This window comes from Clostridium sp. K04 (assembly GCF_019734375.1).
GTDB classification, from domain to species: Bacteria; Bacillota; Clostridia; order Clostridiales; family Clostridiaceae; genus Clostridium; species Clostridium saudiense.
This window is the reverse complement of record NZ_JAASHD010000014.1, coordinates 1-20,950: the sequence shown is the minus strand read 5'-3', so window position 1 is coordinate 20,950 and position 20,950 is coordinate 1. Positions and strand designations below refer to the sequence as shown.

Here is a 20,950-nt window from a genome sequence, read left to right as displayed (position 1 = left end):
ATAGGTCTTTATGCAATTTCTTTATTAAAAATATTTACAGTATAATTATCATAGGATAAAATAGGCATGAATAGGATGGAGGGGATTAAATGAAAAAAGCTATATTTTTCGATATAGATGGAACATTATTAGATTATATGAATGGAATTGTTGATATAACACCAAAAGTTAAACAAGCTATTCATTCCTTACAAGAAGAAGGGCATTATGTTTTTATAGCAACTGGTAGACCATATGCCTTTTTAAGTAAATCAATATTAGATTTTGGCTTTGATGGATTTGTGCTAGCTAATGGAGCACATGTCATTATTAAAAATAAAACTATTTTTAGTGAATATCTAGATAAATCTTTTGTTAGCAATTTAGTAGATGAATTAGAAAATCTTAATATTCAATATGTGTTGGAAGGTGAATATCACTCATATATGAAAGAGTGTTTTAAAGAATTTCATGACTTTTATGACACAGTAGGAGTTTCAAAAGAATTGTTTAAAGTTAACTATTCTTTAGATGATATTGGAATATATAAAATTGAAATGATGTGTCCTAATGATGAAACAGTAGAAAAATGCTTAAATATAGTTCAAAGAAATGAGGATTATGATTATGTTAATAGCATAGCATTAAAATCATTTGAATTGTATTCAAAGAAAAATACAAAAGCAACTGGTATAATTAAAGCTTTAGAATACTTAGATATTGATATAAATAATAGTTATGCTTTCGGTGATGGTAAAAATGATATCGAAATGTTAGAAACTGTTGGATGTGGAATAGCTATGGGTAATGCATGCGATAGTATTAAGAAATATGCAAATGAAATCACAACATCAATACACGATGATGGTGTAGCAACTGGAATTGAAAGATTTATACTTAAAAAATAATAAAAACTCTCTTAATTGATTTAATATCTTTTAAGAGAGTTTTAACTTTTACATTTAGCACCAAAGACTATTCTCTGGCATGCTTTCTAAAATATTATATAAAATTTGAACAAAAGTATCCTTTTTTATATTTCCAGATGATAAAAGCTGTTTATATTGTTTACTTCCAGGTTGACCTTGAAATAAGCTATGTAGTGGAGCAGCTAGTAGATGCACATTACTGCCATTAGCGATTTCTTCTTTAACATATGGAATATATGATTTTATTATTTCTCCACGCGAAATAGGTTTTAAATTTTCATTATCAACTTTTTGTAAATTAGCTAATAGATAACAATCCTCATATGCAGCTCTACCAATCATAACCCCATCAACTTTAGTAAGAGCATCTTTAATTGATTCAACTGTTTTAAATCCACCATTGATTTCAATATTTAAATAATCAAAATCTTTTTTTAATCTATAAACCATATCATAATCTAGAGGAGGTATTTCTCTATTATCTTTTGGACTTAATCCTTTTAAAATTGCTGAACGAGCATGAACAGTGTATCTATCTGGTTTTGCTTTAGATACAGTATCTAAAAATTCTAATAAATCATCGTATCCATCCATTATTACTTTAGCATTTTTATCTTGAATTATTCCTGTGCCATCAATTCCTATTCTATGCTTAATAGTTATTGGTTTATTTGTAGCTTCTTTCATAGCAAGTAATATTTCATATACTAATTTTCTATCTGACATTAATGCGGCACCCATTAAATTTCCTGAAACCCTATCAGATGGACAGCCACAATTTAAATTTATTTCAGAATAATTATATGAATTTGCTTTCTTAACTGCTTTATAAGCATCTTCAGGATTAGATGCAGCAATTTGCAGTGCAACATTACCTTCTTCTTCTCTAAAATAAAGAATTTTATCTAATTCACCATTTAGTATTGCTTGTGCTGTTACCATTTCTGTATATAATAGAATTTCTTTATTCATTAATCTGCAGAAATATCTAAAATGTCTATGTGATTTGTCAACCATTGGAGCAATACTTATTTTAGGTGTTTTTATATTTGAAATATATTTTTCCATCATTTGTATCCTTTCTAATTTTTGAAATTAGTCAATTTTATTATAGCATAATAAATTTTGATTACTTATATAAATAAACATAAATATGATAAATTTTTAAAAGTAGGTGATAGGTAATGATTTTAATAAAACAAAGATTTATTAAATTTAATTTCACAAAAAGAAATGAAAAACCTAAATACATTGTGATACACGATACTGATAACCCAGGCTTAGATGCTGAATACCATTATAATTACTTTAATAGCGAAAATAAAAATGCTAGTGCAGATTTCTTTGTAGATTCAAAACAAATTATTCAAACAGTTGACAGTGATGTTAATTATAGCTGGCATTGCGGTGATGGTCATGGAAAGTACGGAATAACTAATCAAAATTCTTTGGGTATAGAGATATGTATTGAAAAAGATGGGAATCCTACTGAAGCAACTTTACAATCAACATTAGAATTAATCAAATTTTTAATGAAAAAATATAATATTTCTATTAATAATGTAGTTCGACATTATGATGCTTCAAGAAAGAAATGTCCAAAATCATTTATGAAAAATAATTGGTGTAAATGGTATGAGTTTAAGAGAACTCTCTGTAATTCCTAATATTTGTTTTGTATTAAAAAAATAAAAGAACATATATTAAAAATGTTCTTTTATTTATTGAATGTTATAAGTGTGAATTATTTGCAAACTTTTCTGTTACCTCAAGAAATGTTAATATATCTTCTTCTGGAATATTATTTGTTAATTTCTTGAGGAATTCCATCTGTATCTTGTGTAATTCACCAACAATTTCTTCGGATTGAGAAGTTAATTTTAAATGCTGACATCTTCTATCAGATTTATCAACTTCTATTGAAATAAATCCCTTTTTTAATAATGGTTCTACAGCTTTTGAAACATAAGCCTTAGAAAACCCTTTTAATTGAACAATATCTTTAGCAGTATCACACTTTGGATTATTAAATAGAAATGCTAAAATATCTGCTTCTGGTTTTGTAATACCACATTTTTTAGCTGCTTCACAAGAAAGTTTATAGTATAACTCATTAATATGCTTAAATGAATATAGCATTTTTGTAATATTTAAATTATATATCATAATAATCCTCCAATATAGTTGACAGGAAAACAGTTTCTTTATAAACTATTTTATGTGAATATTATATATTTGTCAATTTATTTTAAAGGAGAATTTATAATGCAACAAAATCAAACAGAAGAATTAGGAACTTGTAGTGTCGGCAAATTACTTTTCAAATTAGCAGTTCCTGCAATTGCCGCACAAATAATCAACTTATTATATAATTTAGTTGATAGAATGTATATAGGCCATATAGCCGAAGTTGGTAAGTTAGCCCTTACTGGGGTAGGAGTGTGTTTACCACTTATTATGCTTATTTCTGCTTTTGCAGCATTAGTAAGTATGGGGGCAGCACCTAGAGCATCCATCTTCTTAGGAAAAGGAGAAAAAGATAATGCTGAAAAAACTTTAGGAAATTCTTTCTCATTATTAGTAATTATATCAATTATATTAACTTTAATTTTCTTTTTCTTTGCTGAAGATCTATTATTAATTTTCGGTGCAAGTGAAAACACAATAGAGTATGCAACTAGTTATATGAAAATTTATAGTATAGGTACTATATTTGTACAATTAACATTAGGATTAAATGCTTTCATCAGTGCTCAAGGATTTGCAAAAGTAAGCATGATGACTGTCTTAATTGGCGCGATTTTTAACATAGTACTTGATCCAATTTTAATTTTTGGATTTAATATGGGAGTATCAGGTGCTGCACTAGCAACGATAATTTCTCAAGCATTATCAATGCTATGGATTTTAAAATTCTTAACAGGTAAGAAAACAACATTAAAAATTAAAAGAAAAAATTTATCTTTATCAAAAAACATTGTTTTACCTTCTATTGCATTAGGTTTAGCACCATTTATCATGCAAGCAACTGAAAGTTTAATAGCTGTTTGCTTTAATTCATCACTTTTAAAGTATGGTGGAGATATTGCAGTTGGAGCAATGACTATTTTAACTAGTGTTATGCAATTTTCAATGCTTCCTCTTAATGGTTTGACACAAGGAGGACAACCGATTCTTAGCTATAATTACGGTGCAAAAAATCCAGAACGTGTAAAAAAGGCATTTAAAATATTGCTTATATCATGTGTAACTTATTCTATGATATTATGGGCTTTAGCAATGATAACGCCAAAATCATTTGTACTAATATTTAATAATGATCCTGAACTATTAGATTTTACAAGTAATGCCTTAAGAATATATATGGCCTTATCTGGTATATTTGGAATACAAATAGCTTGTCAGCAATCATTTATTGCTTTAGGAAATGCAAAAACTTCATTATTTTTAGCTTTATTAAGAAAAATAATATTATTAATTCCATTAATATATATTATGCCAATATTTATTTCAGACAAAACAACAGCTGTATTTATGGCTGAACCCGTAGCAGATTTCATTGCTGTTTCAACTACTGCAATATTGTTTTACATTCAATTTAAAAAAGCTATGAATGAAATATCAAATAATACTGATAATACTGAAGAAGTACAGTAAATAAAACTAAAGTAAAATATAAAAAAAATATAATAACTAAGAAGGTGATTTTTTTGGATAGTATTGCAAAGAAAAATTATTTAGAAATTTTAAAAACATTTTTTATTGCTTTAGTTTTCTTAGCACTTGGGTCCTTTATTGGAGTAAATTTTATACCTTATAGTATTAGATATATGTTAAATATAGCATTTTTCATTTTAATATTGGTATCAGCCTTTACAAGAAGAGGCGGATTTGTTCCTAATAAAGTGAGTATGAACATTTATGCCTTTATTTTAGGAATATTAACCGGATCGACATATGTATATTATTTTTATAATTTAGGAGCAGGTACATTTATTTCAATAGTTATAGGTGTAGTTCTTATTTTTGGTATTTCTTATTTAGTAGCATTAAATCAAAGTGAAGAAACTATTTTTCGATTAGGACCAATGATAACAATTGGAATACTGGTGCTACTAATATTAGAATTTATAAATATATTTTTCTTTAAGTTTGGAACATTTGATTTAATTATTTCTGCAATAGGAATAGTAATTTATTCAGTTTATGCATTAGTAATTATGAAATCAATACAAAGTAGGTGTAAGTATAGTATTTTATCTGAAAGTGAAATTGTTACTTTTTCTTTCTCAATTTTTATAAGCTTTTTAAATCTTTTAGTTGATTTATTAAGATTTGTATCAATATTAAAAAATGATAATTAAGATTTACTTAAACATTAGTTCACAAAACTATTATTATGATTTTATCTTAAAAGCATAATAATAGTTTTTTAGTTTCATTAATTATAATATTTTCAATTAAAGCATAACTCAATATTTAATAACATATTAATTTATAATTAAACTATATAATAGTGCTCTTAATTACTAATATATTATATAATCATAATTTTATTGAATATATTAATGAGTTATAAAATATAAATAAACATAAGGAATTAAAGTTATATATATTTATAAAAAAAGTAACATTAAAGATATATTTATCTTTTTTGTTCTATTTATGTTTAAACAATTTATACATTACGTATATCCAATTAGTAATTTTTTAGGAGGAAAAATGAAAACTAAACAAGTTGAAGTTTTACCTTATGATAAAAAATGGAGAATAGAATTTGAAAAAATAAAGAACATTATAGTTTTATCTTTAGCTGATATAATTATTGATGTAGAACATGTTGGTAGTACATCGGTTGAAGGATTAGCTTCAAATCCTGTGATAGATATCGATATTGTAATTCCAACTTACGATTGTTTTAACATATTATTAAAAAAATTAAAAAAACTTGGTTATACTTATGAAGAAAATAAAAGTAATAAAGATATGAAAATATTCAAATATGTTGGTAATACTAATTTAATGGATCACAATTTATTTATATGTTCAAGAAAGTCAAAAGAATTAAAAAGACATTTAGCGTTTAAAGCCTATTTAAAAGAAAATAAAGACAGTCTTAATAAATATAACAATATTAAACTTGAAGCAGCTAATTTATATCCAAATAATATTGAAACATATATTAAGCTAAAATCAGAATATGTAAAAGAAATCTATAAAAAATTGAATTTGCTATAAGAAAAGTTATCTTTATTTATAATTATTTATAATGATATAATATTAGCAAAAATCAAATTTATTTTTATAGGAGATTGTACCAATGGAAAAAATTTTTATAACTAATACTGAAGGCACACCTCAATTTGGATGTAGCTTATGCTATAAATGTAATAGCATTTTTGGGAAAAGCTTATGTAAAGTTAAAAATAGAGGTTGTTGTTGGTATTTCCCCAAGTTTACTTTATATGATATACAGAAGATGATAAAAAGTGAAGAAGGGATTTCTACTTTAAATAGGATTTTAAAACTGCCTAATATTAAAATATATAATTACTATATTCATGCAGTTGGATATTTTGATTATGATAGTCATGATAAATATATAAAAAATAATGGGACATGTGAATTACCATATGCAACAGAGGAACAAATTAAAGAAGTCAGAAGTGAAATTATTTCTGAAAATGATGAATATTATATATATGAAGAATATAATGAATATGATTCAGATAAAAATAATAGTATAAAAAAACCTAGAGTTATAAATGATGTTTCTATGTTCTTTCGAGCTTGTCCCTTTGTAATAGATGGTCAAGGTTGTACATTAAATAAAAAATATAGAACTTATATTTGTAACTTTTTTTTATGTGATGAAATAACTGATAACCTTATAGAAGAGTCTACTTTTAAAAAGTATAAAGAAGAAAGAGATAATTATATCAGATGGATAGAGTGGGAAAATTCTTCTTTAGAGTCACTCTTAAGACATAAAAATATAAATTTAGTTAAAAATTTTAATGATGTAATTAATCTTCTTAAAGAAATTGAAATTAATGAATATGAATTTCCAAATTTAGATGAAATAAATATAAACTTAAAATAAAAATGGTAGCAATTATACTACCATTTTTATTTATTATAAAATTTCAAGTATTTCCACCTTATAATTTTCACCAGGTGCCATTACTTCAGCTATATCCCCAGCTTTTTTTCCAACTAGAGCTTTTCCTAAGTCAGATTCAATACTAATTAACATATCTTCTGGCTTTGCATCTAACGTAGTAACTAGGGTAATTGTATCTTCGAAATCATCATCTAAAAATTTAATTTTAGCTTTTGTATTTATTCCAATAATAGATTTATCCATTCGTTCATCATCAATAATAGTTGATGTTGTAATTAATGTTAATAAGTGTTGTATCCTATTATCATTTTCTCTATATTCTTCACATGCAGCTTTATATTCTGCATTTTCTGATCTATCACCATGAGCTGCTGCAATTAATTTTTCTTTAGCAATTTCTGCTCTACGAACAGTCATTCTATATTCTAATTCTTCTTGTAATTTTTTAATATTTGATTCAGTTAATATTTTTTTCATAAAAAGCGTATCTCTCCTAAAAATTATTATGATAATATTATAAAGATTTATTAAATAAAAATAAAGATATCATTATAAGAAACGAAAAAATTCCAATAATATTTTTACTTAAACTTAAAATTAATTTCTCATTTGAAATTAATTTTTTAAAGATGTATAATTATACTATAATATAAAATTAAATATCATAATAAATTTAAAATACAACGTGTAGTTTGTCGATGTTCAACGTAAGTCCAGTTGCCGATAAATTACACTTTTTTTGTTAGGAGGAAAGGTTTATGTTTTCAAAAAATGAATATATCATTTATGGATCAACAGGTGTTTGTAAAATAATCGATATTGTTAAAAAGAAATTTGGATTTAATAAAGAAAGAGAATATTACATTCTAAAACCAGCATATGATACTAATTCAACTATATATGCACCAATTGATAACGACAAAATTAGCATTAGAAAAATTATGACTAAAGAAGAGGTATACGATTTAATCAAAACAATGCCTGATAATGAAACTATCTGGATTGATGATATGAATTTAAGAAAAGAAACGTACAATGAAATATTAAAAAAGGGTAATAAGAAAGATATAGTTAAGCTTATTAAGACACTATATATGGAAAAGCTAAGAAAAAAAGAAGAGGGTAAGAAACTTAATGCTGGAGATGAAAAAATTATGAATGAAGCTGAAAAGCTTTTGCATGAAGAATTTGCATTAGTATTAAATATCAAAGTAGATGAAGTTTTACCTTTCATTTTAGGTGAATTATCCCCAGAAGAAAAACAAAATTTGAATTTTTAATTATTTAATCTAAAATTAGAGGGTAAGGTATTTTACTAAAACACCTTACCCATAATATAAAATAATAGATATTTCTCTATGAAATTAGTTCATCTATTAGTTGAGATACTGGAACTATTTTATCTATTCTATATGCATTAGATCCACAAAAAATCAAACCATTATCAATATCGCCATAAGCTGCATTTATAAGAGCCTTGCTAATACAATATGGTGTAGTTGATGGATTACATGGAACAAGACAATTGTAACATTTTGTTATTTTTTCACCTTCACTTGCTATCTTTTCTAAAAATTTATTTTTAATAGCTCTTCCAGGCATACCAACAGGACTTTTTACAATTTGTATATCTTTTTTAGTACAGTTAACATATGCATTTTTATATCTTATATCAGCATCACATTCATTAGTAGCTACGAATCTTGTACCAATTTGCACACCGCTAGCCCCTAAATTCATATATTTCTTTATATCATTATTATCAAAAACGCCACCACCAACAATTACAGGAATATCTTGATTATTTTCTTCTTCAAATTCTTTAACAGTTTTTAAGATATCAATTACATTATCATCAAATTTTTCAATTTCGCTTTCAATTTTATCACCCTTAAATCCTAGATGTCCGCCTGCCTTTGGCCCTTCAATGATAATCCCATCTGCAATTTTATTATAATGTTTTTTCCAATAAGTTAATATTAATTTAGTAGCTTTTGTAGATGACACTATTGGCAATATTTTTATAGAACTATCTTTTGTATATTCTGGTAATTTCAATGGTAATCCAGCTCCTGAAATAATTAAATCAGCACCACCTTCAATAGTTGCTTCAACTAATTCTTTGTAATTATTCATAGCAACCATTAAATTAACTCCTATAATTCCATTATTACTAATTTCCTTTGCTTTAAGTATATGCTTTTTTAAAGCTCTAATATTAGCTTCTAATGTATTAGTTTCGAAATCCTTTTCACGATATCCAGGATGTGCAGCTGAAATAATTCCAATAGCCCCATTTTTAGCAACATTACCAGCCAAGTTAGAAAGTGAAATTCCAACTCCCATACCACCTTGTATAATAGGTAATTTCGACAATATGTTTCCAATTTTTAATTCTTTCAATTTCATTTTTTTTACTCCTTCTACGAAAAATACTTTGATAATCAAAATATATTTCAAAGTATAATATAAATTATCTAAAAAGGCAATAAACAAAAAAATTATTGACAAAATTTAAAAGTAGAATTATGATAAAGATGTTTGATGGTCAAAATATTTGAGAAAGGAGTGAAATATTTAACATTTTTTAAAAGCATTTTTTTATTTTATAAAATTATTAATTAGAAATTATTTATTATTATTTATATAAAACAAAAGGAAAACTCGATAAAACATACAAAGGAAAAATATAACTTATTATTTATTATAAGTTGCTTAAGATAAAAATATTAAATTACTTAATATTTTATATTTTTAACATTTTAATTTGATTATCAAATAATTATATTTTAAAAACAAAGGTGTTAAGATGAGTTTAGTGAAGTTTATAGGAGTTGGGCATTATTGTCCTGAAAATATCGTAACAAACAATCAATTATCAGAAATTGTTGACACGTCACATGAATGGATCATTAAAAGAACTGGAATATCTCAAAGAAGAATTTCAAGTGGTGAAGGAACTGTTGATTTAGCAGTTAATGCAGCTAAAAATGCTATGAAAATGGCTAATTGTACTCCTGAAAGTATTGATTTTATTATTGTAGCTACAACATCACCAGATAGGCTTATGCCATCAACTGCATGTAGTGTACAGCAAAGATTAGGATGTATAAATGCAGCGGCTTTCGATATAAGTGCAGCATGCTCAGGTTTTTTATATTCATCAGTAATAGCTAATTCATTATTAAAATGTGGAGAAGGTAAAAGAGCTTTAGTAATTGGAAGCGAAGTTCTTTCAAGAATAGTAGATTGGACTGATCGTAATACATGTGTATTGTTCGGAGATGGGGCAGGTGCAGCTATACTAGAAACTTCTAATGATAGTTCTGGAATAATAAGTACCTGTGTTGGTTCTGATGGAACTAATGGATTGAAGGCATTATCGTCTAATCAATTTCCAATTAAAACCCCTTTTTCTGATTCTACTTTAGAAAGAAAAGAATTTATAGAAATGGATGGCAGAGAAGTATTTAAGTTTGCAATATCAATAATCCCAAAAGTAGTAAATGATTTATTGCAAAAATCTAATGAAAATATTGAGAATATAAAGTATATAATACCACACCAAGCTAACTCTAGAATTATAGATGATGCTGCTAAAAAATTAAATTTAAGTAGGGACAAGTTCTTAATGAATCTTGAACAATATGGTAACACCTCTGCAGCAAGTGTTCCAATAGTATTAAGTGAATCTATAGATAAAGGGCTTATTAATAAAGGTGATAAGGTAATATTAGTTGCTTTTGGTGGTGGCCTTACTTGGAGTGGAATATTATTAGAATGGTAATTTAAAAAATAAATAGAAATGACTAATTAAATTTATTTAAAATGTCAATAATAATATATATTGTAAAAATAAAGAATTTTTGGAGGAAGTAATATGATATTCGATAAAATAAAGGAAATAATAGTAGAACAATTAGGAGTTAATGAAGAAGATGTACAATTAGAAACTAGATTTATAGAAGATTTAGATGCTGATTCTTTAGATTTATTCCAAGTTATCATGGAACTTGAAGATACTTTTAATGTAAAAGTAGAAGATGTTGAAAATATAAAAACAGTTTCAGATGCTGTATCATTTATTGAAAAAGCAACAGCTAATTAGTATTGGAGGTAAAAACTATGAAAAAGGATATATGTAATCTTATAGGTATTAAGTATCCTATTTTTCAAGGAGGCATGGCCTGGGTTTCTGAAAGTAATTTAGCTGCTGCTGTTTCAAATGCAGGAGGATTAGGAATTATAGCAGGAGCTAATGCTCCTGCTAGCCATATACGAGAAGAAATCAGAAAAACAAAAAAATTGACAGATAAACCATTTGGATTGAATATTATGCTTTTATCTGATAATGCTGATGAGCTAGCAGATATAGCAATTGAAGAAGGTGTTAAAGTTATAACTACTGGTGCTGGGAATCCTGGTAAGTACATCGAAAAATGGAAAAACGCAGGTATTATAGTTATTCCAGTAGTAGCTTCTGTAGCACTGGCTAAGAGAATGGAAAGAAGTGGAGTAGATGCTGTAATTGCTGAAGGATGTGAATCAGGTGGTCATGTTGGTAAATTAACAACAATAGTTTTACTTCCACAAGTATGTGATGCTGTTAATATTCCAGTAATCGGAGCTGGAGGAATTGCAGACGGTAGAGGTATTGCTGCTGCTTTCACTCTTGGAGCAAGTGCTGTTCAAGTTGGAACAAGATTCTTAGCTTCAGAGGAGTGTCAAATACATCAAAACTATAAAAATGCAGTAGTTAAAGCTAAAGATATTGATACTGTAGTAACCGGAAGATCTACAGGGCATCCTGTTCAAGTTATAAAAAATAAATTAGCTAAAGAGTATTTAAAGCTTGAAAATAACAATGTAAATATCGAGGAGCTCGAAGAATTAGGAAAAGGTGCTTTGAAAAAAGCTGTTATAGATGGAGATATTGATAATGGTTCATTAATGGCAGGTCAAATATCTGGAATGGTAAATAAAATACAAAGTGTAAAAGAAATAATTGAAGAAATGTTTAATGAATATGACAATATTAAGTGCAATTTTAATTCATAAACAAATGGAGGAATTATGAGAATAGCTTTTATTTTTTCAGGCCAAGGTTCACAATATATTGGAATGGGCAAGGAATTATATGATAACTATCCTGTTTGTAGGGATGTTTTTAATAGAGCAAATGAAATCTTACAATTTGATATTAAAAATATGATTTTTAATGGTAATAAAGAAGAATTAGATATTACAGAAAATACTCAACCAGCAATACTAACTACTTCTATTGCAATCTTAAGAATATTAAATGAAAAAGGTATTGAACCTGAAATTGTTGCAGGTCTAAGTTTAGGAGAATACTCTGCTTTAGTAGCAAGTAATTCCATTGACTTTGAAAGTGCATTAAAACTTGTTAGGAAAAGAGGTCAATTAATGCAGGAAGCTGTACCTCCTGGACTTGGTGCAATGGCAGCTGTTATAGGATTGAATGAAGATATAATAAAATCTAATTTAGATAGTATATCTAATAAAGGTATTGTTGAAATTGCTAATTATAACACACCTAATCAAATTGTAATTGGAGGCGAGAAGGAAGCTGTAGAGTTAGCACAAAATTCTTTAAAAGAAGCAGGTGCAAGAAGAGTAATCCCATTAAAAGTTTCTGGTCCTTTTCATACATCTATGTTAAATGAAGCTTCAAAAAAATTAGCGTTACATTTAAATGATACTGTCTTTAACGAACCAAAAGTAAAAGTTATTACAAACGTAACAGGTGATTTCATTAAAAATAAAGATGAAATTAAAAGTTTATTAGAAAAACAAGTGAAATCATCTGTTAAATGGAGCAATACAATTGAAAAAATGATTGATGAAGGCATTGATACTTTTATAGAAATCGGACCTTCCAAAACATTAAGTAGCTTCGTTAAAGAAATAAGCAGAGGTAAAAAAATTAAAGTAAACATCTTTAATGTAGAAGACTTAACTTCACTTAATAAGACATTAGAAGGAGTTGAAACTAAATGTTAAAAGATAAAAATATTATAGTAACAGGAGCTACTAGAGGAATTGGGAAAGAAATAGCACTAACATTAGCTCAAAATGGTGCTAATATTGCTATAAACTATAGAAATTATAATGAAGAAGTAGAAGAACTAATTAATTCAATAAAAGAATTTGGAGTAGATGCTATTGCTGTAAAATGTGATGTTAGTAAATCGGATGAAGTAGATAACTTTATATCTGAAGTTAAAAATCATTTTAGTTCAATAGATGTATTAGTAAATAATGCTGGAATAACTAAAGATGGATTATTATTAAGAATGAAAGATGAAGATTTTAATAGTGTTTTAGATGTAAATTTAAAAGGAACATTTAATACTACAAAATCAATATCACCAATAATGATTAAACAAAAGCATGGAAAGATTATTAATATATCTTCAGTTGTTGGTATTGTAGGAAATGCAGGACAATGTAATTATGCCGCATCTAAAGCTGGAGTAATAGGCTTTTCTAAATCAGTGGCTAGAGAGCTAGCTTCTAGAAACATAAACGTTAATGTCGTTGCTCCTGGATATATTGATACTGATATGACAAAAAGCTTACCTGATAAAGTAAAAGATGAAATATTAAAAAGTATACCTATGAAAAAAATGGGTAATCCTAAAGAAGTTGCTAATTTAGTATTATTTTTATCATCAAGTTTATCTGACTATATTACTGGTCAAGTAATAAATGTTGATGGTGGAATGGTAATGGCTTAAAAGGAGGTTTTACTTTGAAAAGAAGAGTAGTAGTAACAGGTCTTGGTGCTGTAACACCAATTGGAAATGATGTTGAAAGTTTTTGGTCTGGAATAAAATCAGCTAAAAATGGAATAGATGAAATTACATTATTTAATCATGAAAATTTAAAAGTTAAAATGGCAGGAGAAGTTAAAAACTTTGATCCTACATTATATATGGATAAAAAAGAATCAAAAAGAATGGATAGATATACTCAATTTACAATAGCTGCGGCTACTGAAGCTTTAAATGATAGTAAAATTAATCTTGATGAAGCTAATAGAGAAAAAATAGGTGTTTTTTTTGGTTCTGGAATTGGAGGGTTATCAACACTTGAATCTCAAATAAGAACTTTAGTAGTTAAAGGACCTAGTAGAGTTTCACCATTAACTATACCAATGTCAATATCAAATATAGCCTCTGGAACAATAGCTATTAAATTTGGTTTACTAGGTAGCAGCTTTAGTATAACATCAGCATGTGCATCAGCAACTCATTGTATAGGTGAAGCATATAGAAACATTAAGGATGGTTATTGTGATGTTATTTTCGCTGGTGGAGCAGAAGCTTCAATTTGTGAATTTGGTATTTCTTCATTCCAATCATTAACTGCATTAAGTAAAAGTGAAGACAGAAATAGAGCCTCTATCCCATTTGATTTAGAGAGAAATGGATTTGTAATGGGGGAAGGTGCAGGAGTATTAATATTAGAAGAACTTGAAAGTGCTTTAAAAAGAGGTGCTCATATCTATTGTGAAATTGTTGGCTATGGTTCTACTTGTGATGCATATCATATAACTTCACCTTGTCCTGATGGAGATGGTGCTTATAGAGCTATGAGAGATGCAATGTTGGATGCAGATGTTGAACCTAGTAAAATCTCTTATATTAATGCACATGGAACTGCAACTGAAATCAATGATAAAGTTGAAACATTAGCAATAAAGAAAGCTTTTGGAGATAACTATATGAAGCCATATGTTAGCTCTACAAAGTCAATGACTGGTCATTTATTAGGTGCAGCTGGTGCAATAGAAGCAATTGCATCTATTAAAGCAGTAGAAGATAACTTTGTGCCACCAACAATAAATTATGTTCATCCTGATCCTGATTGCGACATAAACCTAATAGTAAATGAAGGTAAAGAAAGTAACATTGAGTATTCTATGTCAAATTCATTAGGCTTTGGTGGTCATAATGCAACTCTTATATTTAAAAAATGGAGGTAGCTTAAATTGTTAGACTATAACCAAATTAAAGATTTGATAAAGGAAATAGATTCCTCGTCATTAAGAGTTTTTGAATTAGAAGATAGTGATATTAAGTTAAAACTAAGTAAAAATAATACTACTAACTGTATTAATGAAACTATAAATGATATTCAGCAAGAGGATTTAGTTAAAAGCTTAAATAATGTTAATAATAATACAATCATGTCAGATAGAAATGACAATATACCAATTATTGATGAAAATGTAACAATTGTTAAGTCACCTTTAGTAGGCACATATTATTCCTCTTCAACTCCTGGTGGAACACCATATGTTGAAGTAGGTACGACAGTAAAAAAAGGAGATGTGTTATGCATTATTGAGGCGATGAAAATAATGAATGAAATAACTGCTGAAGTAGATGGAAAGATAATCGAAGTATTAAGAGAAGATGAAGATATTGTAGAATTTGGAATGGAGCTTTTCAAAATAGTTTAACAATACTTCATAAGTTAATAAGGAGAAATTTTTATGGATATAAATCAAATAAAAGAAATATTACCCCATAGATATCCTTTTCTATTAATAGACAGGGTTATAAGTATAGATGGAAATAAAATAGTTGCAATCAAAAATGTTACTGCTAACGAAAATTATTTTCAAGGTCATTTTCCTATAGAGCCTGTAATGCCAGGTGTATTAATAATCGAAGCTTTAGCTCAAACGGGGGCAGTAGCAATATTAAGTAAAGATGAATTTAAAGGTAAAATTGCTTATTTTGCAGGTATAGATAAAGCTAAATTTAGAAGAAAGGTTGTACCTGGTGATACATTAAGATTAGAAGTTGAACTTACAAAGTTACGTGGTAGAGCTGGAGTAGGATATGGTATAGCTTATGTAGATGATAAAAAGGTATGCGAAGGAGAATTAACCTTTATGGTAGGTTAATGGAGGTATTTTTATGATTAGAAAAGTTTTAATAGCTAATAGAGGCGAAATTGCTGTAAGAATTATTCGTGCTTGTAGAGAGCTTGGAATAAAAACTGTTGCTATTTTCTCTGAGATTGATAAAGATGCCATGCATACAGAACTTGCAGATGAAGCTATTTGTGTTGGAACTTCAAAATCTAAAGATTCTTATCTTAATGAAAGTAATATATTGAGTGCTGCCGTAGTTACTGGTTGTAATGCCATTCACCCTGGATTTGGCTTTTTATCAGAAAAGGCAAGTTTCGCAAGTATGTGTGAAGAATGTAATATAAAATTCATTGGCCCTAGTAGTGAAACAATTAGCATAATGGGCAACAAATCAATGGCACGTGAGATAATGAAAAAAGCAAATGTTCCAGTTATTCCTGGAAGCGATGGACTTATAAATAATATTGAAGAAGCTAAAATAGAAGCAAAAAAAATAGGATACCCTATAATGATAAAGGCCTCTTCAGGTGGTGGAGGTAAAGGAATAAGAATTGTACCTAACGAATCTGAATTGGAAAATGCATATTTTACTGCTAAAACAGAAGCTAAAAATAATTTTGGCGATGACTCTGTTTATATGGAAAAATTTATTGAAAATCCAAGGCATATTGAATTTCAAATTTTAGCTGATTCCTTCGGAAATGTAATTCATTTAGGTGAAAGAGATTGTACAATTCAAAGAAGAAATCAAAAGGTGCTTGAAGAAGCACCATCTATAATTTTAAGTAATAAATTAAGAGAAAAAATGGGAATAGCTGCAGTTAATGCAGCAAAAGCAGTTAACTATATAAATGCAGGAACTATAGAATTTTTACTTGATAAACATGGTGATTTTTATTTTATGGAAATGAACACTAGAATACAAGTTGAGCATCCAGTTACAGAAATGATAACAAATGTAGATATTGTAAAGGAACAATTAAATATAGCAAATGGTAAAGAATTATCATTATCTCAGGATGATATTGTAATTGAAGGTCATGCAATTGAATGTAGAATTAATGCTGAAAATCCTAATAAAGGTTTTGCTCCATGCCCAGGTAAAATAAATTTTTTAAATATTCCTGGTGGAAATGGAATAAGAGTAGATACTGCTGTTTATAATGGGTATAGTATTCCACCTACTTATGATTCAATGATTGCTAAGCTTATAGCTCATGGAAAAACTAGAGAAGAAGCTATAAGAAAAATGTTACGAGCATTAGATGAATTTGTCATAGATGGTGTTGATAATAATATAGATTTTCAAATTAGTATATTAAATAATGAATTATTTCGCTTAGGAAATTATGATACTAGTTTTATAAGCAATGAATTTAAACTATAAGTTGGTGATATTATGAGAATTTTTAAAAAGAAAAAATATGGAGTTATAAATGTTCCTTTTATTGATAACAAAGATATCCCAATAGTACCAGATGGAGCCTGGGTTAAATGTGACCATTGTGGCAAAATATTATATAAGAAAAACTTAGAAGAAAATTACTACATGTGTAACAACTGCAATCATTATTTTAGATTATCAGCTCACGATAGAATTAACTTGATATGTGATCAAGATTCATTTATAGAATTTAATAGAAATATGGAAACAAACAATCCTATGAAATTTCCAGGCTATGAAAAGAAAATAGCTAAATATAAAGATAGTTCTGGAATTACAGAAGCTGTTATAACTGGTACTGGTTTAATTAATGGTAATAAATCTGTGATATGTGTAATGGATTCTCATTTTATGATGGGAAGTATGGGAACTGTTGTTGGAGAGAAAATTACATTAGCTGTAGAAAAAGCTATTGAAGAACATTTGCCAATAATAATTTTCACTGCCTCAGGTGGAGCTAGAATGCAAGAAGGAATTTTATCATTAATGCAAATGGCAAAAGTAAGTGCAGCTCTTGCTCGTCATAGTAAAGCCGGATTACTTTATATAACTGTCTTAACAGATCCAACTACTGGAGGTGTAACAGCAAGCTTTGCAATGTTAGGTGATATAATTTTAGCTGAACCTCATGCTTTAGTTGGTTTTGCAGGAAGAAGAGTAATTGAAGGCACAATAAAAGAACAGTTACCTGAAGACTTTCAAAGTGCTGAATTTTTATTAGAAAAAGGATTTGTTGATAATATTGTAAAAAGAGATGAAATGAAAAATGTTTTATCGCTTCTATTAGGGTTGCATAATCAAGCAGGAGGTGATTCTATTGACAAAAGCAATTAAAGCTTGGGATAGATTATCTATAGCTAGAATGATTGATAGACCAAACGCAGAGGATTATATAAAATTAATATTTGATAATTTTTTTGAATTACATGGAGATAGATACTATGGAGATGATAAAGCTATAATTGGGGGTATAGGAAAGCTTGAAAATACTCCTGTAACTATAATAGGAATCCAAAAAGGAAAAAATTTAAAAGAAAATATGGAAAGAAATTTTGGTTCTCCTTATCCAGAAGGTTATAGAAAAGCACTTAGATTAATAAAGGAAGCTGAGAAATTTAATAGACCAGTAATTTGTTTTATTAATACTTCTGGAGCCTACTGCGGAGTTGAAGCTGAAGAAAGAGGTCAAGGAGAAGCCATTGCAAGAAATCTTTTTGAAATTTCACAAATCAAAACACCTATTATTTCTATTATTATTGGTGAAGGTGGAAGTGGTGGTGCCATTGCATTAGCTTGTGGTGATAGAGTTTGGGCTTTAGAAAATTCCGTTTATTCTATTTTATCACCTGAAGGTTTTGCATCAATTTTATTAAAAGATTCATCAAAAGCTAAAGAGGTAGCAGATGTAATGGGAATAACAGCTTATGATCTGCTTTCTAACGGTGTAATTGAAAAAATAATAAATGAGCCTACTGGTGGTGCTCAAACAGATATTAAATCAGTAGCGAATGATTTAAAAAAATCATTAATATCAGAAATAAATGATTTAAAATCAATGGATGTAAATGAACTTATTAATCAAAGGTATGAACGTTATAGAAAATTTTATTAAAATAAAGGAACAAGTTATTTATTTAACCTGTTCCTTTATTTTTTAAGGTAATTATACAGAGGTATGTGTAGCTCAATACACAAAATGTATCTTACATTAATAATTATTGCCACTTTTTCTATTTTATACACTAAAAATAATTTTTTTTATAGTTATAAAATTGAGCCTTTCAGACAAATATAATAATTATAAGCTGAAAGGCTATATATATAGGAGAATATTATGAGTTTTTTGATATTATATATTATATGGTAGAAGTTTTAAATTATGATTACTAATAATTTAATTTTAGGAGGGTATAACATGATTAATTCAATAAAATCTTCAGTATTTTATCACATATATCCATTAGGGTTTTGCGGTGTGATAAATAATAAAAAAAATTATACAAAAAAAGCTGGATTATCAAAGATTGATGATAAATGGATAAATCATTTCACTCAACTTGGAATAAATTCAATTTACTTCGGACCATTATTTCAATCTACCTATCATGGATATGATACCATTGATTATTTAAAAATAGATGATCGTTTAGGAACAAACGCAGACTTTAAACAATTAGTTAGAAAATTACACGATAATAATATTAGCGTTATTGTTGATGGAGTCTTTAACCACGTTGGACGTGAATTTTGGGCATTTAAAGATGTTATAGATAAAAAATCTCAATCACCATATACATCATGGTTTAATATTAATTTTAATGGAAATAGTAACTATAATGATGGCTTCTATTATGAAGGATGGGAAGGACATTATGATTTAGTCAAACTTAACTTATATAACAAAGAGGTTAAAAATTATCTTTTTGAAGTAATTGAAAAGTGGATAAATGAATTTGAAATAGATGGAATACGACTTGATGTTGCATATTTATTACCTAAAGAATTCTTAAAAGAACTTAGAGAAAAAACAACTCAATTTAAAAATGATTTTTGGCTAATGGGCGAAATGATTCATGGTGACTATAATAGTATAGCTTCACCAGAAATGTTACACTCAGCAACCAATTATGAACTATATAAAGGTTTATATTCAGGTCATAATGAAAAAAATTATTTTGAAATCGCTTATTCTTTAAATAGAGAATTTGGTGATTATGGTATTTATAAAAATATAGACTTGTATAATTTTGTTGATAACCATGATGTAAATAGAATTGCTTCAATGGTTAATACAAAGGAATATTTAAAAAATATTTATACAATACTATTTACTATTCCTGGAATACCATCAATTTACTATGGAAGCGAGTGGGCAATAGAAGGTGATAGAAAGATAAGTGATTTAAACCTAAGACCAGAATTATTTTTAGAGGATTTTGAAAATGATATTGATGCAAAAAATATAGAAAAGTTCATTTCTAACTTAATATCTATTAGAACTAAAAATATAGAATTAACACAAGGATGTTATAAAGAAATTTTAGTCAAAAATAAACAATTTGTTTTTGGAAGAGGATATAATGATAAATGGATTTTGATTGCTTTGAACCTTGATAATAAAGAAGAAATTTTACAATTTAATGTACCTTTTGCAAATAGTACATTAATTAATCTACTAGATAAAACTGAAAAACTAAATGTAAAAGACTATAAATTAAACATTTCTATACCAGCCTTTAGTAGTAAAATATTAAAAGAAGAAGAATAAAAAAATAAAGCTACATAAATTATAAATCATCATAAAATCTATTTATAATTTGTGTAGTTTTAATTTTAGTTAATACTTTTCATTATAAGCATTAATTATATATGAAAACGATAATATTACAAATATTGCAGTATTAATAAATATAATTGGTGGCATAAATGTACTAATTAATTTTAGTGTATAAATAGGATATGGAATTCTTAAAGCATAATTAATTAAATATTTTATTAATATTATAAAAAATATATTGAGTATAAAATAAATGAATTGCAGTATAAATGATTTTTTACTGTAA

At 27.3% G+C, this 20,950-nt stretch carries 23 protein-coding genes; 19 read left to right on the top strand and 4 right to left on the bottom strand.

The features are described 5' to 3' along the window. The first annotated feature begins 89 nt into the window (after positions 1-89). Positions 90-887 carry a Cof-type HAD-IIB family hydrolase gene (locus HCG70_RS07565; RefSeq protein ID WP_042400375.1) on the top strand — a complete coding sequence of 266 codons (798 nt, stop codon included), beginning with the start codon at positions 90-92 and terminating at the stop codon, positions 885-887. A 54-nt stretch (positions 888-941) separates the two neighbouring features. Here HCG70_RS07565 and dusA read toward each other — a convergent pair whose 3' ends face one another. After that, positions 942-1,979 (bottom strand): tRNA dihydrouridine(20/20a) synthase DusA, encoded by a 1,038-nt coding sequence (gene dusA, locus HCG70_RS07560; RefSeq protein WP_042400373.1) that lies wholly within the window; start codon positions 1,977-1,979, stop codon positions 942-944. Between the two features lie 113 nt (positions 1,980-2,092). Between dusA and HCG70_RS07555 the strand changes: the two genes are divergently transcribed. Beyond that, positions 2,093-2,575 (top strand): N-acetylmuramoyl-L-alanine amidase family protein, encoded by a 483-nt coding sequence (locus tag HCG70_RS07555; protein ID WP_198133999.1) that lies wholly within the window; start codon positions 2,093-2,095, stop codon positions 2,573-2,575. Positions 2,576-2,639: 64 nt separating this feature from the next. On the opposite strand, the gene HCG70_RS07550 is transcribed toward HCG70_RS07555, so the two are convergent. Beyond that, entirely contained in the window at positions 2,640-3,074 is a 435-nt protein-coding gene (locus HCG70_RS07550; protein WP_052330720.1) for a MarR family winged helix-turn-helix transcriptional regulator, read from the bottom strand. Positions 3,075-3,173: 99 nt separating this feature from the next. On the opposite strand from HCG70_RS07550, the gene HCG70_RS07545 reads away from it, so the two are divergent. The 4 genes from HCG70_RS07545 (at position 3,174) to HCG70_RS07530 (ending at position 7,011) form a co-directional block, all read left to right on the top strand. Next, entirely contained in the window at positions 3,174-4,565 is a 1,392-nt protein-coding gene (locus tag HCG70_RS07545) for an MATE family efflux transporter (RefSeq protein WP_042400370.1), read from the top strand. A 53-nt stretch (positions 4,566-4,618) separates the two neighbouring features. Next, positions 4,619-5,272 carry a Bax inhibitor-1 family protein gene (locus HCG70_RS07540; protein ID WP_042400368.1) on the top strand — a complete coding sequence of 218 codons (654 nt, stop codon included), beginning with the start codon at positions 4,619-4,621 and terminating at the stop codon, positions 5,270-5,272. A gap of 358 nt (positions 5,273-5,630) precedes the next feature. Next, positions 5,631-6,146, top strand: coding sequence for a GrpB family protein (locus tag HCG70_RS07535; protein WP_042400365.1), 516 nt, complete (start codon positions 5,631-5,633; stop codon positions 6,144-6,146). 82 nt (positions 6,147-6,228) lie between these two features. Further along, entirely contained in the window at positions 6,229-7,011 is a 783-nt protein-coding gene (locus HCG70_RS07530; protein WP_042400362.1) for a hypothetical protein, read from the top strand. 33 nt (positions 7,012-7,044) lie between these two features. Here HCG70_RS07530 and greA read toward each other — a convergent pair whose 3' ends face one another. Further along, positions 7,045-7,509: a transcription elongation factor GreA gene (greA, locus tag HCG70_RS07525; protein ID WP_042400359.1), complete on the bottom strand. Its 465-nt coding sequence runs from the start codon at positions 7,507-7,509 to the stop codon at positions 7,045-7,047. Between the two features lie 281 nt (positions 7,510-7,790). Between greA and HCG70_RS07520 the strand changes: the two genes are divergently transcribed. Continuing rightward, positions 7,791-8,312 carry a CarD family transcriptional regulator gene (locus tag HCG70_RS07520; RefSeq protein WP_042400356.1) on the top strand — a complete coding sequence of 174 codons (522 nt, stop codon included), beginning with the start codon at positions 7,791-7,793 and terminating at the stop codon, positions 8,310-8,312. Between the two features lie 76 nt (positions 8,313-8,388). Here HCG70_RS07520 and HCG70_RS07515 read toward each other — a convergent pair whose 3' ends face one another. Further along, positions 8,389-9,441: a nitronate monooxygenase family protein gene (locus HCG70_RS07515; RefSeq protein WP_055275979.1), complete on the bottom strand. Its 1,053-nt coding sequence runs from the start codon at positions 9,439-9,441 to the stop codon at positions 8,389-8,391. Positions 9,442-9,841: 400 nt separating this feature from the next. On the opposite strand from HCG70_RS07515, the gene HCG70_RS07510 reads away from it, so the two are divergent. The 12 genes from HCG70_RS07510 to HCG70_RS07455 all read left to right on the top strand — a co-directional run bounded on the left by HCG70_RS07510 (position 9,842) and on the right by HCG70_RS07455 (position 20,655). Beyond that, entirely contained in the window at positions 9,842-10,819 is a 978-nt protein-coding gene (locus HCG70_RS07510; protein ID WP_042400351.1) for a beta-ketoacyl-ACP synthase III, read from the top strand. A gap of 93 nt (positions 10,820-10,912) precedes the next feature. Next, positions 10,913-11,140 (top strand): acyl carrier protein, encoded by a 228-nt coding sequence (gene acpP, locus HCG70_RS07505; protein WP_042400349.1) that lies wholly within the window; start codon positions 10,913-10,915, stop codon positions 11,138-11,140. A gap of 17 nt (positions 11,141-11,157) precedes the next feature. Beyond that, positions 11,158-12,090, top strand: coding sequence for an enoyl-[acyl-carrier-protein] reductase FabK (fabK, locus tag HCG70_RS07500; RefSeq protein ID WP_055275976.1), 933 nt, complete (start codon positions 11,158-11,160; stop codon positions 12,088-12,090). Positions 12,091-12,102: 12 nt separating this feature from the next. Beyond that, positions 12,103-13,056 (top strand): ACP S-malonyltransferase, encoded by a 954-nt coding sequence (gene fabD / locus HCG70_RS07495; protein ID WP_042400346.1) that lies wholly within the window; start codon positions 12,103-12,105, stop codon positions 13,054-13,056. After that, the gene (gene fabG / locus HCG70_RS07490) at positions 13,050-13,793 is read left to right on the top strand and encodes a 3-oxoacyl-[acyl-carrier-protein] reductase (protein ID WP_042400344.1); all 744 of its coding nucleotides are present in this window, start codon (positions 13,050-13,052) and stop codon (positions 13,791-13,793) included. Before fabD ends, fabG begins: the two co-directional genes overlap by 7 nt. 14 nt (positions 13,794-13,807) lie before the next feature. Beyond that, positions 13,808-15,043, top strand: a complete 1,236-nt coding sequence (fabF, locus tag HCG70_RS07485; RefSeq protein WP_055290851.1) for a beta-ketoacyl-ACP synthase II — start codon at positions 13,808-13,810, stop codon at positions 15,041-15,043. A gap of 6 nt (positions 15,044-15,049) precedes the next feature. Continuing rightward, positions 15,050-15,523, top strand: a complete 474-nt coding sequence (gene accB / locus HCG70_RS07480) for an acetyl-CoA carboxylase biotin carboxyl carrier protein (RefSeq protein ID WP_055275969.1) — start codon at positions 15,050-15,052, stop codon at positions 15,521-15,523. Positions 15,524-15,556: 33 nt separating this feature from the next. Further along, complete coding sequence (fabZ, locus tag HCG70_RS07475) at positions 15,557-15,973, top strand: 3-hydroxyacyl-ACP dehydratase FabZ (RefSeq protein WP_042400336.1); 417 nt, start codon at positions 15,557-15,559, stop codon at positions 15,971-15,973. 13 nt (positions 15,974-15,986) lie between these two features. Further along, a complete protein-coding gene (locus HCG70_RS07470; RefSeq protein ID WP_042400333.1) occupies positions 15,987-17,330 on the top strand; it encodes an acetyl-CoA carboxylase biotin carboxylase subunit in 1,344 nt (447 codons plus the stop codon). Between the two features lie 12 nt (positions 17,331-17,342). Beyond that, positions 17,343-18,221 carry an acetyl-CoA carboxylase, carboxyltransferase subunit beta gene (gene accD / locus HCG70_RS07465; RefSeq protein WP_055275967.1) on the top strand — a complete coding sequence of 293 codons (879 nt, stop codon included), beginning with the start codon at positions 17,343-17,345 and terminating at the stop codon, positions 18,219-18,221. Then, on the top strand, positions 18,205-18,999 hold the full coding sequence (locus tag HCG70_RS07460; RefSeq protein WP_154820878.1) for an acetyl-CoA carboxylase carboxyltransferase subunit alpha: 795 nt from the start codon (positions 18,205-18,207) through the stop codon (positions 18,997-18,999). The genes accD and HCG70_RS07460 overlap by 17 nt, the downstream gene beginning before the upstream one ends. Positions 19,000-19,302: 303 nt before the next feature. Then, the gene (locus HCG70_RS07455; RefSeq protein WP_055275965.1) at positions 19,303-20,655 is read left to right on the top strand and encodes an alpha-amylase family glycosyl hydrolase; all 1,353 of its coding nucleotides are present in this window, start codon (positions 19,303-19,305) and stop codon (positions 20,653-20,655) included. Positions 20,656-20,950: the final 295 nt, after the last annotated feature.

Bases quoted from the DNA above. Each gene is read 5' to 3' on its own strand.
- HCG70_RS07555 (WP_198133999.1), top strand. From the start codon at position 2,093: ATGATTTTAATAAAACAAAGATTTATTAAATTTAATTTCACAAAAAGA.
- greA (WP_042400359.1), bottom strand. From the start codon at position 7,509: ATGAAAAAAATATTAACTGAATCAAATATTAAAAAATTACAAGAAGAA.
- HCG70_RS07545 (WP_042400370.1), top strand. From the start codon at position 3,174: ATGCAACAAAATCAAACAGAAGAATTAGGAACTTGTAGTGTCGGCAAA.
- HCG70_RS07510 (WP_042400351.1), top strand. From the start codon at position 9,842: ATGAGTTTAGTGAAGTTTATAGGAGTTGGGCATTATTGTCCTGAAAAT.
- dusA (WP_042400373.1), bottom strand. From the start codon at position 1,979: ATGATGGAAAAATATATTTCAAATATAAAAACACCTAAAATAAGTATT.
- HCG70_RS07565 (WP_042400375.1), top strand. From the start codon at position 90: ATGAAAAAAGCTATATTTTTCGATATAGATGGAACATTATTAGATTAT.
- fabG (WP_042400344.1), top strand. From the start codon at position 13,050: ATGTTAAAAGATAAAAATATTATAGTAACAGGAGCTACTAGAGGAATT.
- fabK (WP_055275976.1), top strand. From the start codon at position 11,158: ATGAAAAAGGATATATGTAATCTTATAGGTATTAAGTATCCTATTTTT.
- HCG70_RS07515 (WP_055275979.1), bottom strand. From the start codon at position 9,441: ATGAAATTGAAAGAATTAAAAATTGGAAACATATTGTCGAAATTACCT.
- acpP (WP_042400349.1), top strand. From the start codon at position 10,913: ATGATATTCGATAAAATAAAGGAAATAATAGTAGAACAATTAGGAGTT.
- HCG70_RS07550 (WP_052330720.1), bottom strand. From the start codon at position 3,074: ATGATATATAATTTAAATATTACAAAAATGCTATATTCATTTAAGCAT.
- HCG70_RS07455 (WP_055275965.1), top strand. From the start codon at position 19,303: ATGATTAATTCAATAAAATCTTCAGTATTTTATCACATATATCCATTA.
- HCG70_RS07530 (WP_042400362.1), top strand. From the start codon at position 6,229: ATGGAAAAAATTTTTATAACTAATACTGAAGGCACACCTCAATTTGGA.
- accD (WP_055275967.1), top strand. From the start codon at position 17,343: ATGAGAATTTTTAAAAAGAAAAAATATGGAGTTATAAATGTTCCTTTT.
- fabZ (WP_042400336.1), top strand. From the start codon at position 15,557: ATGGATATAAATCAAATAAAAGAAATATTACCCCATAGATATCCTTTT.
- HCG70_RS07470 (WP_042400333.1), top strand. From the start codon at position 15,987: ATGATTAGAAAAGTTTTAATAGCTAATAGAGGCGAAATTGCTGTAAGA.
- HCG70_RS07535 (WP_042400365.1), top strand. From the start codon at position 5,631: ATGAAAACTAAACAAGTTGAAGTTTTACCTTATGATAAAAAATGGAGA.
- HCG70_RS07520 (WP_042400356.1), top strand. From the start codon at position 7,791: ATGTTTTCAAAAAATGAATATATCATTTATGGATCAACAGGTGTTTGT.